The 13488-nt window shown below is 51.9% G+C and carries 13 protein-coding genes; 3 read left to right on the top strand and 10 right to left on the bottom strand.

What is annotated here, in order from left to right:
• Positions 1-75: 75 nt before the first annotated feature.
• The 3 genes from ACYVBJ_RS09115 to ACYVBJ_RS09105 all read right to left on the bottom strand — a co-directional run bounded on the left by ACYVBJ_RS09115 (position 76) and on the right by ACYVBJ_RS09105 (position 3467).
• Positions 76-876 (bottom strand): LOG family protein, encoded by an 801-nt coding sequence (locus ACYVBJ_RS09115; protein ID WP_460981977.1) that lies wholly within the window; start codon positions 874-876, stop codon positions 76-78.
• Positions 877-1070: 194 nt separating this feature from the next.
• Positions 1071-2225 (bottom strand): hypothetical protein, encoded by a 1155-nt coding sequence (locus ACYVBJ_RS09110; RefSeq protein WP_460981976.1) that lies wholly within the window; start codon positions 2223-2225, stop codon positions 1071-1073.
• Positions 2226-2255: 30 nt separating this feature from the next.
• Positions 2256-3467 carry a pyridoxal phosphate-dependent aminotransferase gene (locus ACYVBJ_RS09105; RefSeq protein ID WP_460981975.1) on the bottom strand — a complete coding sequence of 404 codons (1212 nt, stop codon included), beginning with the start codon at positions 3465-3467 and terminating at the stop codon, positions 2256-2258.
• 237 nt (positions 3468-3704) lie between these two features.
• Between ACYVBJ_RS09105 and ACYVBJ_RS09100 the strand changes: the two genes are divergently transcribed.
• Entirely contained in the window at positions 3705-3890 is a 186-nt protein-coding gene (locus tag ACYVBJ_RS09100) for a hypothetical protein (protein WP_460981974.1), read from the top strand.
• On the opposite strand, the gene ACYVBJ_RS09095 is transcribed toward ACYVBJ_RS09100, so the two are convergent.
• From ACYVBJ_RS09095 to ACYVBJ_RS09075, 5 genes are all read right to left on the bottom strand, one after another.
• On the bottom strand, positions 3857-4480 hold the full coding sequence (locus ACYVBJ_RS09095) for a c-type cytochrome (protein WP_460981973.1): 624 nt from the start codon (positions 4478-4480) through the stop codon (positions 3857-3859). The two genes, ACYVBJ_RS09100 and ACYVBJ_RS09095, sit on opposite strands and share 34 nt — an antisense overlap.
• Before the next feature lie 114 nt (positions 4481-4594).
• Entirely contained in the window at positions 4595-5635 is a 1041-nt protein-coding gene (locus ACYVBJ_RS09090; RefSeq protein ID WP_460981972.1) for an MBL fold metallo-hydrolase, read from the bottom strand.
• Between the two features lie 185 nt (positions 5636-5820).
• Complete coding sequence (locus ACYVBJ_RS09085; protein ID WP_460981971.1) at positions 5821-6309, bottom strand: methylated-DNA--[protein]-cysteine S-methyltransferase; 489 nt, start codon at positions 6307-6309, stop codon at positions 5821-5823.
• 191 nt (positions 6310-6500) lie between these two features.
• Positions 6501-8588, bottom strand: a complete 2088-nt coding sequence (locus ACYVBJ_RS09080; RefSeq protein ID WP_460981970.1) for a beta strand repeat-containing protein — start codon at positions 8586-8588, stop codon at positions 6501-6503.
• 145 nt (positions 8589-8733) lie between these two features.
• The gene (locus ACYVBJ_RS09075; protein WP_460981969.1) at positions 8734-9432 is read right to left on the bottom strand and encodes an SDR family NAD(P)-dependent oxidoreductase; all 699 of its coding nucleotides are present in this window, start codon (positions 9430-9432) and stop codon (positions 8734-8736) included.
• A gap of 155 nt (positions 9433-9587) precedes the next feature.
• On the opposite strand from ACYVBJ_RS09075, the gene ACYVBJ_RS09070 reads away from it, so the two are divergent.
• Complete coding sequence (locus ACYVBJ_RS09070; protein ID WP_460981968.1) at positions 9588-10493, top strand: cation diffusion facilitator family transporter; 906 nt, start codon at positions 9588-9590, stop codon at positions 10491-10493.
• A gap of 31 nt (positions 10494-10524) precedes the next feature.
• Here ACYVBJ_RS09070 and ACYVBJ_RS09065 read toward each other — a convergent pair whose 3' ends face one another.
• On the bottom strand, positions 10525-10908 hold the full coding sequence (locus ACYVBJ_RS09065; RefSeq protein ID WP_460981967.1) for an RDD family protein: 384 nt from the start codon (positions 10906-10908) through the stop codon (positions 10525-10527).
• Positions 10909-11128: 220 nt separating this feature from the next.
• Positions 11129-12370, bottom strand: a complete 1242-nt coding sequence (locus tag ACYVBJ_RS09060; protein WP_460981966.1) for a PQQ-dependent sugar dehydrogenase — start codon at positions 12368-12370, stop codon at positions 11129-11131.
• A 231-nt stretch (positions 12371-12601) separates the two neighbouring features.
• Here ACYVBJ_RS09060 and ACYVBJ_RS09055 point away from each other — a divergent pair, with 231 nt between their 5' ends.
• Positions 12602-13447, top strand: coding sequence for a serine O-acetyltransferase (locus ACYVBJ_RS09055; protein WP_460981965.1), 846 nt, complete (start codon positions 12602-12604; stop codon positions 13445-13447).
• Positions 13448-13488 lie beyond the last annotated feature (41 nt).

The following is a 13488-nucleotide window of genomic DNA, read 5'->3' as shown; positions in this document are numbered from 1 at the left end:
TTTGTCTGTTACGTTGTTTAGCTGTTTGCCTGCCATTGGAGTAACAAACAGCTAGACAACGCAACAGACAAACAATCAGAAATTCGGCTTCAACAAGTACTTGCTGTAGAACTCGTCGATGGCCTGCACGGCTTCGGTTGGTGTATCGACGATGCTGATCAGCTTCATATCTTCGGGGTTGATATTGCGCTCCTGCCCCAGCATTACGTCCGTGATCCAGTCGATCAGGCCCTGCCAGTATGACCGCCCAACCAATACGATTGGGAAACGGGCAATTTTGCGCGTTTGAATAAGGGTAATGGCCTCAAACAGTTCATCGAGTGTACCCATGCCTCCGGGCATAACCACAAAGCCCTGCGCATATTTAACGAACATCACCTTCCGGACGAAAAAGAAATCGAAGTTGATGCTTTTATCCGGGTCAATATAGATGTTGCTGTGCTGCTCGAACGGAAGTTTGATGTTTAGACCGACTGATTTACCACCTTGCTCAAAAGCACCTTTGTTACCGGCTTCCATGATACCAGGGCCGCCACCTGTGATGACACCATAGCCATGCCGAACGAGTTTAGCGGCAATCTCTTCGGTCATTTTATAATACGGACTGTCGGGCTTGGTGCGGGCTGACCCGAAAATAGAAACGCACGGTCCAATCTTAGCTAATTTGTCGAAACCCTCCACAAACTCGGCCATCACCTTGAAGATAACCCAGGAGTCGGCCGTTTTAATTTCATTCCAGTTATGATCCTGAAAGGCTTCTTTAATGCGTTGCTCGTCGGGTGTAAGGAGTAACTCGTCGCGCTTTGGTAAATCGTGTGCAATGCGTTCGGTGCTCTGCGTTTCAGAGCGTTGAACATTTTCTTTGGTTGCTTCCATTTGACTGATAAAAAAGGCAGTGGGCGCGAAACGTACTCACCAGATCTATAAAAAAGACTATCCGCTAAAACTATTCAAAACGATCAGTTGTCAGCCATGCCAACCGGTTTTTCTCAGAGCGGAATAGAATAACGTAAAAATGAAGGAAAACGTTTACAAAAACGCACAACCTGTTTAGCAGGTCCTGCTGTTACTTAATTGGAGTAGCGTTTTTCTTCCAGGACCGTTTCTTTACCCTCCTTAATTCGCACCCAGCGCGTCAATCGCCCTTTTGAATCGTAATACGTTACCTGCCGGGAACCGTCCGTTTCGTAATCAATCCGATATACAATTTGCGGTGTAGGTTCCTCCGGTGGTGCAGTCACGGTACGCGTTACAACCAAGAAGTTTATGTTACCCTGTTTATCGAATGAAGTGCGGCACTGAATTCCGGTTTCCGGAACACCAACCGTTTCGTCCGTCAATCGTCCATACCAATCATAATCCCGACTGTTCTGGAATCTTCCCTGCTGGTCAGCAATAACAATACGTTGTAAGTGAGCTTGATTGCAAAATGAGAGAATCGAGTCCCGCTGGTGTGGAGTCAAGGTGGCCGTTGTCATGTAGAAAGCCGAATCTACGTCGGTTCTGTACCGGTATCGGCTGGTATCAACGGTAATGCCTGTCACAAACGTTTCGGTGGAAAGCAGCGTACCGTTGGCGTTCCACCAGGTCGCTGGGCCTTCTTTCACCCCCTTTTTACACGACTCTTTACCCCAAAGTCGGCCATTCCTGTGCCACGCCATTCGTTGTTCCTCCTGTCCGCCCTGCGTGTACGTAGTGAGCAAGGCCCGCTTGCCATTCGAGTAGAATTTTTCGATACGCCCATTCGTCGCTTTAATAGACCGCCCGCTTAACTGCCGAACCGTATTGAGCAGTTCTTCGCCCAACGGACTTCGCAGGTTTTCGTAGTCGCTGAGCTGTTGTTTTCCTTCGCATTGAATTGAATAATCACAGGCAAAGACAGCGGCACGCCCATTAAGCACCTTAGCAAAAATAAGCCATGTCTGGCCCGGCCGTAAACCTATGTCACAGGAGGTTCGGTAGCTTTGGAGGATAAACGTATCGGGCAACGCTTCCCTGAAGTTTTCGATTACATCCACGGTAAATCTGCCCTTATTTTCTGATCGCTTGCGGGTATCCACCGGCCTTAGCAGATCATCCATGGTACTAACCTTCACCAAAGCCACATAAGGGTAGCGGCTTAGAATTTCTTTCGTCAGCGGTGGCGGAGTACCGCAGTAACAAGCCCAGCTTTCGCCTGCCAGTGCCAGCAACAGGGCACACATCATCAAGCCAATGTGTTTCATTGACTGTTAACGGTATACTCACTTTAAAAATTACTTGCGTCGGCTTTCCAGAAAGGCTTCGATACGGTCCATCGCTACGTTCAGTTCGTCGACGGTGGGCAGACACACGATGCGAAAATGGCTTTTATCAACGTAGTTGAAGCCCGTTCCCGCTACCACCAGGACCTTCTGCTCGATCAGCAGGTTGTACACAAAATCATCATCGTCAACCAGATTAAACTGGCTGAAGTCAATTTTGGGGAAGATGTACAAGGCTCCTTTTGGCTTCTCGCACGTTACGCCGGGAATGGCGATCATCCGCTTATAAGCCAGCATCATCTGTTTATAGAGCCGCCCCGTCGGCATAACCAGGTCGTTTATACTCTGATAACCACCCAGCGCCGTCTGGATCGCATACTGGGTAGGTACGTTCGCGCACAGGCGCATACTGGCCAGCAGGGTCAAACCTTCGATGTAGGATTTAGCCCGCTGCCGAGCCCCACTCAATACCAGCCACCCCCCCCGAAAGCCCGCAGCCCGGTAATTCTTCGATAACCCACCCATCGTGATGCAGAGGGTTTCATTCACCATTTTAGCGATGGGATAATGGATGGCTCCGTCGTATAAAATCCGGTCGTAGATCTCATCCGAAAATACAATCAGCTTATGCCGCTCGGCAATGCGGGCAATGCCTTCCAGCACCGACTTGTCGTAGACGGCCCCCGTCGGGTTATTGGGATTGATGACGACGATAGCCCGTGTCCGGGGGGTTATCTTCTGTTCCAGATCGGCCAGATCGGGATTCCAGCCGGTAGCTTCGTCGCATATATAATGAACCGGCTTACCACCACAGAAGGCTACTGAAGCGGTCCAGAGTGGATAATCGGGGGATGGAATCAAGACTTCATCGCCTTCGTTGAGCAGGGCCTGCATCGACAGCATGATCAGCTCACTAACGCCATTGCCAATGTAAATGTCGTTGATGGTGATGCCCGGCAAACCGATGTTCTGGGTATAGTGCATAACGGCCTTACGAGCCGCAAACAAGCCACGCGAGTCGGCATACCCCTGCGCATTGCGAATGTTGAGGATAATATCGTGGACAATCTCGTCGGGCGCATCGAAGCCGAAAGTGGCCGGGTTGCCAATGTTCAGGCTAATGATCTTATAGCCCTGGCTTTCGAGCTCAAGCGCTTTTTCGTATACGGGCCCCCGTATGTCGTACTTGAGGTGTGTAAGGCGGTCGCTTTTTAAAATATCCATACCCGGTAATTCCATCCGACAAAAGTACGGAACCCGAACGGATTACCGATAACAATAGCCGGTTAGGCTTTTACGTATCTCCCCTCACGGCAGCAGTCGACCACCACGCTTCTGAAAACGTAAAATTGTATAAGAGAAAAGCCCCTTATCTTATATTTTCTGGCCCCTACCCTATTTTTAATAAACCTCCTCGTCGTTCGTCAGTTTTGTAGGAGATAGCACAAAAACCAAACAGTTATGAACAAGGTAAGATTATATTCGCCAGGAGGTGAAGGAGATCAGGGCGGAAGTAGTGCAAATGACCAGGAGTCTGCTATGCGTCAGGAAGGAACCCACGATCCAGGGAACACACCGCTGGATGATCAGGAAGAGTTGCCCGGCGGATACGTTCATGGGCACGTTGACCAGGGCGAAGACGAATAGGCTCTTGACAAAGACAGACAGCCTGGTCTTCTTCGGTAGACCAGGCTGTCTGTCTTTGTCAAGAGCCTCCGGGTCAGATCCGTGAACCAACTGGTTCCAGCCCGAAAGCCCAGACGCTTGTCTCTTTTAGTATCGCCCTCTGCGGCAGGCACGTTTACGGAAGCGGTTTGAGTGTAGGACAGAATCGCTTTGATGTCAGCATTCGTCAGGTTGGGGAAGCTCGACATCGGAATCTTATTGAACTGGTTGAAGACCTGAACAGCGTACGGATCGCCCGACTCGACAACGGCCTGCGAGTTACATATCCACTTGATCAACCAGGCTTCCCCCGGAGTACGTATCTCGACACCAGCTAATCCGGGACTGAAAACGACTTCATTCGTAGCCGCGTGGCAATGTGCGCAGTTATTGATGAAAAGCGTTTTACCATACACTTGCTCTTCAGTAAGCTGAACTGGTTTACTAACACTGGTCGGTGGGGTAGCACCTGTGCCCTTTCCCTGCGGACCAGTTGGGGCATCGTCCTGGTACAGAAAAGCCGACGTAACCAGCAGGACAACGCTTAAACTAACAAGAACAATCAGGCCCATCAGGGCCGAAAGCAGAAAGCAGAAAGCGGGTTTGGTCCGGAGTAAGCATAGGGCAGCAGCTTTGTGGATAGCGAAAAGTACGACTCGTTCGGTACACCCGCAATAGGTCAGGCCTTATTTAAACGTCATGGCACGGCCCTCTTTCGGTACCAGAAACTTTGTTTCGGGGATAGCTTTTTCGGATAACGCTTTACGCAGATCGTTGGCGGGTTCAAACAGTCCATCGTCGCCCTGCTGGAATGTACCAAAATGAATACCCACCGCTAGTGCCGCTTTCAGGTCTATGTACGCCTGAACCGCTCCGGCGGGCGATACGTGTACCGGGGCCATAAACCACTCCGGTCGGTACGAACCGATGGGCAATAATGCCACTTTTATCGGCCCCGTTGTGCTACGGGCTGCCTGTTCGGCAATACGTTTAAAGTGCGGTCCGTATCCGCTATCGCCACAAAAAAACGTTGTTCCGAAGCTTGAGTGAAGAAGATAACCACACCAGAGCGTTTCATCGCGATCGCCCATACCCCGATTGCTGAAGTGCTGGGCCTGCGTACAGGTAAGCGTTAATTTATCGTTCACACGTAACGTATCGTTCCAGTCGAGTTCGCGAACGGTACGTCCACCTACCGACTTTGGCAGATACGATACGCCCAGCGGAGTAACAAATACCGGATTGTGAGCCTTGACCAGTTTTTTAAGCGTGGGTAAATCCAGGTGATCGTAATGATTATGGCTCAACAGCACTACGTCGATTGGTGGCAGTTCTTCGAAACGTAGTCCGGGTGGGCGTTTACGCTTCACACCCAGCCAGGAAGTAGGTCCGACCCGCTTCGACCAAACCGGATCGGTTAGAATATTCAGTCCATTGGTTTGCAGCAGAAACGTCGAGTGATTCACAAACGTAACAACCAGACTATCGCCCAAAATACGGGGAGCCGGTTTAGGCCCAACAACCGCATCGGGTTGTTCGGGCCAGGGGCCTTTGTCGCGATTAAACAGCCATTTCAGTAAACCGCCCCCTTCCCGCTCGGGTATGCCAGGATTGAAAAACTTCTCGCCGTCGAAATGATCGGTCACCGGGCCTCGGTAATGCGGGGCACAGGAAGAGGTAAACACAAATAAACCCAAAAACAGGGACGCTCGGAAAGATATAATCATGGATTTCGGTGGGGTGACCTCCCCACAACGTAACGGCATTCTATGGAGCTTGGTTTTCCGGTTACGTTGCCGTGACGGCTAACGCCGACGAATCACGTTCAACTCGTTTCGGGCAAGCTATCAACTAAATTCCCTGCCTGCGTCTGGCGGAAAACTTAGTAGATAGCTTACCCGAAGGTGTTACGTTAGAACAACCGCATTTGTTTGAAACAACCTTCGTGTTCAAGCAGCCATTGCTTGCGCCATAGACCACCGGCGTAGCCAGTCAGCGACCCATCGGAGCCAATAATGCGGTGACACGGTACGACGATCCACAGGGGGTTTTTCCCGTTTGCAGCCGCTACAGCCCGAATGGCCTTTTCGTCGCCAATTTGCCGGGTTAGAGCCAAATACGACAATGTCGTACCAAACGGCACGTTGCGCAGCGCTCGCCAGACGCTTTGCTGAAAGGACGTACCGACTGGATTCATCAGGAATTCGAACGTCTGGCGGGTTCCGGCAAAATATTCCTGAAGTTGAGTAACCGCCTGCTGAACGGGTGCGGCTACCGCCGATTCTGAATCGAGCGCATCAGCTACAACATCCTTACAGGATATGCTGCTAACTCCCTTTCTATCGCCAGTGATACGTACCCAACCGAGGGGCGACTCAAAATAAGAGGTGCTCTTGTCCATCCGTCCTGTAGGGTCTGAAAAATATTCAGTAGTGTCAGCCACCATGCCTTAAAAATACCTGATTCGATCTGTATTCTGCTTAACCTCACACCTGGTACTCGACTGGATATAAATCAACACCGTTGAAAAAATTCGTCCAGCTTGTGTACAGGCTGGACGAATAATCTCAAAATTACTCACTCTAACCTAGCTTAGTTGGCGTTCTGGGTGACGACCTGGGTGTTGTTGTCGCCGATCTGGGTATACTTGTAGGTTTGACCCGGACCGCTGCCCGCGTTCTGGATCAATGTCAGCCGGTTGTTGTTGCCCTGCTGGGTGGCGAAACTACCCGCCGTACCTAAAGCATCCACTAACCGGTTGTTATTACCGACCTGGGTTACATCCGCGTAGTTGTTGTTACCAACTTGAGCCATGCGGGCTCGGTTTTCACTGCCGTTCTGAGTAATGTGTAGGAAATTGTTGGACGATGGGCTGCTGTCCATAAATCTGCCCTGCTGGGCAACCGCTACGTTACCAGAACCCGCGATCTGGCTGATAAGTGCCGTATTGCTAACTCCCACCCCATTAGCGTCGACGTTGGCAAACTGATAGATGATTGCCTGGTTATTGTAGCCTGCGGAGGTCTGGGTAATAATAGCCTGAGTGGAGCGGGTGTTTTCGCCCTGCACCACCAACGCACGGGAAGCGTTACCACCGCTCTGAGTAACCTGCGCGGAGTTCATCTGCCCTCCTTGGCGTACATTAGAACTGTGACTATTCCCCCCCGCCTGAGTAACCTGAGCTGTGTTATTAATAGAGACCGAACCTAGTTTCACGACTGCTTCCGTCTCCCGACCACCATACGCAGATTCGGGGGCATAGCCCAGGGATTTAAGAGCGTCACCACCCTGAAAAATAGAAACAAACAGGCCAATCCCAACCAATTGATTAACGGTAGCAGTATTACCACTGGCCTGTAAGTTTTGGCTGTTATAAGCTGTCCCCTGGTCGACAACCGCATAACTGCCTGCTGTTCCGGTAGCCTGTAGGATGGTAGCGGTATTGTCACGACCAACGCTCGTGGCTGCAGAATTATAAGGCAAATCTTCGTATATGGTCGGCCGCGTACTAATCTGAACTACGGCACCCACATTGTTGGGGCCATTCTGGGTAACAATCGCTTTGTTGTTAGCTCCATAGGAGCCCATACCCGCACTTTGTAAAATTTGTGCACCACCATCCGCTGTTTGTTGAATCGTGGCCTGGTTCTCTTCTGATACGCCCCGGTAGCCCTGAAAAATAGTGTTATCACTGACCCGTAAGGGTGTCACGCCTGCCGATGTCATACTGGCCGTGCTGCCCCGATCGGAGCCCGTTGCTCCGTAGCCCTGAAAGATATTATCAACCCGCAAACGCCCGGTCTGGATAGAGCTGGCGCGGCTGCCGACCGATTTACCGCCACCCGTGCCCTGATAGATATTGGCGATAGTTGCCTCTCCCTGTTGCAGAATGCTGGCTACGCTACCAAACGAGTCTCCGGCCTGACCATTTACAGTGCCGCCCTGATAAACGTTAGCGATATTATTGTTGGTCAATTGGGTGATAACTGCGTAGTTGTTGGCCGACTCTGCCGTTATGGGCTCACTATAGGCGTAGGTACGCCCCTGGTAGATGTACGCCTGGTTGCCCGATACGGCCATCCCGGCTACGTTCTGAGCCGAGTAGCCCTGGAAGATGAAGGCATCGTTGTTGACCGAGTTGTTGGACTGGATCACCACCGCCGTGTTGGTAAGCCCCCCAAAATCCAGCCCGTTCTGGTAGATCTCTGATCCGTTCTGGCGGCTGTTGTTGCGCTGGCTCAGCACGGCGATGTTGTTGACTCCCTGCTGAAGGATGCCCCCAAAGTTGCCATCGCCCCCAGCCGCCCCAATCGTGGCCGAAGCAGAGGTAGTTCCCCCACTCAACCCATCAGGACCACCGTTCTGCTCGATCAAGGCGTTGTTGTTGCCTCCGCCCTGGGCGATGCCCGCCCGGTTGCCTTGTGACCCGTCGTTCTGGTTGATGGTAGCGGTGTTAGGACCGGTGTTATTAGGAATTCCTTGGAAGGTGATGGCATAGTTGCCGTAGTTGGTCCGATTTGGGTCGTTGGGACTTTGAACCTGGTTGATGGTGCCAGTCTGATCGTTGCCAGTTTGTTCCTGCAGAGCCGCCTGCTGGTTGCCTACCTGATTAACAAATTGGGCATGGGCGACAATGGCAAGCCCGAACAGGGCTGCACTGGTGAGGATAATTTTTTTCATTGAAGGAATAGGTTTATACAAGGAGTAACTTAATATACAATGATGTAACTCGGTGCGCGCCTAAATACCTGAAAAGCGGGCGCACAAGCAAACCGTCATGCATTTATTTATTCGGCGGGGTATATACGTAACGATTTGGTCGTTTTCAGGCTCGGTTATACACTTTTAGCACCGGTTCACGCAGCACCCGACCTTTGTCGAATAAAACATACGTAATGATGTCGGCTAAATCATCCGGGGTTACCCAGCTTGTGAAGTCAGCCTGCGGCATCGCTTCCCGGTTTGCCGACGTATCGATCGTACTGGGTACCAGTACCGTCGAAACAATATCCTGCGCCTGCCCCGAAGCATTGATAAGCGCCGATAACTCCAGCAGCAGCGATTTCGACAAGGCATAGGCGACCATGTTCTTACCAGCTTTTGCATCCAGCGCCGGTCGGCCACCCACCAGCAAAAACCGACCACTCTGCTGCTGTTCGGTCATGTACGCAAACAGCGGCTGTACGACATGATACGCTGTTTTGAAGTTCAGTGTCAACATATGGTCGAGCTGTGTACTATCGGTTTCGGCCAGCGACCCGATCGTGAACCCTCCGGCCAGCAGCACCGCGCAGTCGACAGGCCCCTTCTCAGCAATGACCTGTTTGATCATGGATTCAGTTTGTCCAGCATCTGTCAGGTCGACCTGATACGTAATCAATTCGCCCGGCCCCTGATCGCTTAGACGATGGGGGTCGCTGCCCGGCTGACGCGTGGCAATTACCCGATGCCCTGAACTAAGCAGCTTTCGCGTGACAACCCGGCCTAACCCGCCCGCGGCACCCGTTACTAATACTGTGGCCATAACGATAAATAACGTTTTGTTTGACTGGCAAGATAGTCAGGCAACCGATACATTTCTGGCTGTCTACTAATCAGTGTCGTTTAGCGAGCAAAGTCGCCCTGGCCGCCAACGAAGATCGCCTAACCAGATGGTTCAGTAAACGGTTAAGACCGGGTATGGCGTCGACGAAAACTGCAATCTACACCGCCCTGGGGGCTAATCTGATTATTGCCATTACCAAGTTCATTGCCGCTGGTCTGACCGGCAGTTCGGCCATGGTATCCGAAGGCATCCATTCACTGGTCGACACGCTCAACGAACTCCTGCTGCTGTTGGGGTTGAAGCAAAGTCAGCGGCCCGCCGATGCGAAACGGCCATTTGGGTACGGCCGGGAGTTGTATTTCTGGTCATACATAGTTTCGCTTCTGATCTTCGCCGTGGGCGGTGGCGTTTCTTTCTACGAAGGCGTTACGCATATCCAGCACCCTACGCTCATTAAAGACCCCCACTGGAACTACATCATTCTGGGCGTTTCGATCGTGCTGGATGGCACCTCCCTCGTGACGGCGTTACGGGCGTTTAACGCACAACGGGTAAATCAGCCGTTCTGGTCGGCGGTGAAAGCCAGCAAAGACCCCGCTACGTTTGTTGTGCTGTTCGAGGATGCCTCCGACGTATTAGGGCTGATTATCGCCTTTCTGGGCGTGTTTCTGGGGTATGAGCTGCAGAATCCATACCTCGATGGGATTGCTTCGATTTTGATCGGCTGTCTGTTAACGGCTGTCTCTATTTTGCTGGTGCGCGAAAGTCGCAGTTTGCTGATGGGAGAAGGGGCCGATCCGCTCATCGTTCGCCAAATCGTTGCGCTCACTGAAGCGGATCCAATCGTTGTCCGATCCGTACGTACCCTTACGTTTCAATTGGGGCCCAACGATATTGTACTTATTCAGGAGGTAGCCTTTCAAGCCAACCTCAGCACAGAGAATCTTTCGCTGGGTATCAACCGTATCCGGCAAACTATCCAAACGGCCCGGCCCGCCATCCGGCAGGTTTTCATCGAACCTGTTTCGCTGCCAACGTAATAATCAGTATAGACAAGCTATAAATCAGAGGTCACTCGCTCAGTTTCGCCACCGACTGGTCGTCGACAACCAGCGTATCCGCCAACTGATCGTGCATACCGACGGGCGTCGCCCGAATAAACGTGAAGGCATCGAACGGAATAATCCGGGCCAGGTTCCGGCCAATCAGTTGCTGTAACGTAGGCGTCTCGCCTTCGGTGGTGACCACCTTTGTTCGGGTAATGAGCTTACCGGGCGTTTTCTTTAGCCACCCCTCAAACACAACGTAATAGGTGACCAGCAATAGCGTAACGACTAGCCGCTCCACCAGGAGCTTGACATTCGCCATCCCATCAATAACCGCCGGGTTTATCAGCGCGGCAACGAAGAAAACAGACAAGACAATGACATAGAAAAAGAACAGGTCGATGAACATATTGGCCAACCACTTTGCCTACCGGGTGGGCATGAGCAGTTCAGCCAACAGTTCATCCGCATTCAACAGGTCGCGGGACGTAACGCCCATTAGCGAGACCAGAGTTTAGGTCAAGAATTGGTGGTAACATACTAGCGCCACTTGTTATATCCAAATTTTTATTAGAAAAGGTAAAGCCCAACTTGGGTAAGTCGGGCTTTATTTAATGTGGTAGGTAAGCTTAGTTAGTTGTCAGCTTCAGGATTTGTCCTGACGAGTAATCGCACAGGTACAGTTCGTTTTTCTGATCTTCGCCAAAGGCCGATATAGTACCCGCCCGCGAGATAATCTCCTGGTTGTTGGTGGCTTTATTCCCCGAAGCCGTTAAGGCCCAGACACGGCCACTGGCGTAATCGGCGTAGATGTATTTACCTTTTAACGAGGGATTCTGCTGGCCCCGGTACACTACGCCCCCCGTAATCGATACGTCACCATTGTCGTGGGTGTATTGCCAGACGGGGTCGATTGAGTTGCTGCCGTCGCCTTTGGTGCTGGATTTGAAGTTTGACCGGCCTTCTTTTACCCGCCAGCCGTAGTTCCCGCCTTTCGTAACGATATCAACCTCCTCAATGGCCCCCTGCCCAACATCCCCCACCCAGAGTTGCCCCCGATCGTCGAAGCTCATGCGCCAGGGGTTGCGTAATCCATAGGCGTATATTTCTTCCAGCACTCCTTCTTTATTGCCTTTGAATGGGTTGTCGGCCGGAATACCGTATTGACCTTTTTCAGTACTGTTTACGTCAACCCGCAAGATCTTACCGAGCCAGGCTTTGCGATCCTGTCCGTTATCCTGGGGGTCGCCCCCACTACCGCCATCACCGGTCGAAACGTATAGATAGCCGTCGGAGCCGAAGACGAGTTTACCGCCGTTGTGATTGGAATAGGGTTGTGCGAATCGGAACAAAACCACTTCCGAAGCGGGATCAGCCTGACCAGCCTCCGCCGACGACGCCTTGAACCGGCTCACAATCGTTTCGCGTGGATTGTCTTTAGTATAGTTGACGTAGAAAAAGCCGTTCTGCTTAAATTTCGGGTGGAAAGCCAGACCCAGCAGCCCCATTTCGCCCCCGTAGGCGACCCTGTTGCGGATGTCGAGGTACGTCCCAGCCGATGCAGTCCCTTCTGCGTTGTCGAACACCCGAATCCGACCGGCCTGCTCCACCACGAATACACGATTGGTGCCGTCGTTGGCGTAGGTGTATTCGACCGGCGATTGAAAGCTCAGCTTGGGATAGGCATTGACAGCGCGGGCGGCCAACGGTTTCGCTACGTCTGCGCCCCCGACCGTTGAATCGACCGCTGCGGTCTGGGGTTCTTTTGTACGCTGACAAGCCGCCGATAGCATCCAGGACACGCCCGAAGTTGCCATCAGCGAGATCATAAACGTAGCTATTGCTTTACTGAACATGACGATGCGTTCCATTTGTTTCTTATTTTGCACTACAAAATGGGTTCCAATTAGTAACGCCGAACTTTGTGGTCTGCTTTTTGTTTCAAAATCAGCGATCTGCACGGTTTGCGAACGGCGACCAGCCTTTAAACGAAGCAGTCGGTGATGTAGTGTTTCCTCATAACGGGGACTGGATTCCACTACGTCGGTTATCGCCCATAAAACAGCTTTCTTCCTATCGGTTCTTACGTCAAAAGCCTTGTCATGACCACCGCTACGAGTACGTTTCTCGATCATCTGTTAACTCAACGAGCTCAGTACCGCTATAAATTACCGTCGCGCCCCGACGCGGGTCGATTCATTGATCAGCTGATGCGGTTGCTCTTTCCCGTTACTCAGGACTGCCAGTCAGCCTCGCAAAACGTCGACGAAACGTATCAGAAACTACAGGATCAGTTAATCTGTCTGTTTCGTCCGCTGGAAATCAACATGGCCGAAAGCCCGGTTGTTGTCGCTGAGCGGTTCTTCGAGCAATTGCCGGGGATTTATGATAACCTGCTGCTCGATGCGCATTCCATTGCCGGCAACGACCCGGCCGCTATCGGCATCGAGGAAGTGGTTGCGGTGTATCCCGGTTTTTACGCCATCGCCGTCTACCGCATCGCGCATGAGCTGCTCCAGTTGAACGTACCGCTGCTGCCCCGTATGCTGACCGAATATGCCCACGGGCAAACCGGCATCGACATTCACCCCGGCGCCCAGATCGGCGGGTCGTTTTTTATCGATCACGGTACGGGCGTCGTCATTGGCGAAACGACGGTCATCGGCGAAAACGTAAAGATTTATCAGGGCGTAACGCTGGGAGCCACGCATGTTGCCAAGTCGATGGCGCAGAAGAAACGGCATCCAACCATCGAAAACAACGTAGTGATTTACGCGAACGCCACCATACTGGGCGGGCATACCGTTGTTGGGCACGATTCAGTGATCGGGGGTAACGTCTGGCTTACCCAAAGCGTTGAACCGTATTCACTGGTCTATAACCAGCACAAAACCGATGTCCGGCTCAAGTCGCTGGAATCGAATGAACCCATTAATTTCGTTATTTAAATCGGGTAAGCATCAGACGGGCAGTACGTACTGCAACCTGT

The organism is Spirosoma fluminis (assembly GCF_054778895.1).
The sequence above is the reverse complement of the archived record's forward strand: the minus strand, read 5'-3'. Positions and strand labels throughout refer to the sequence as shown.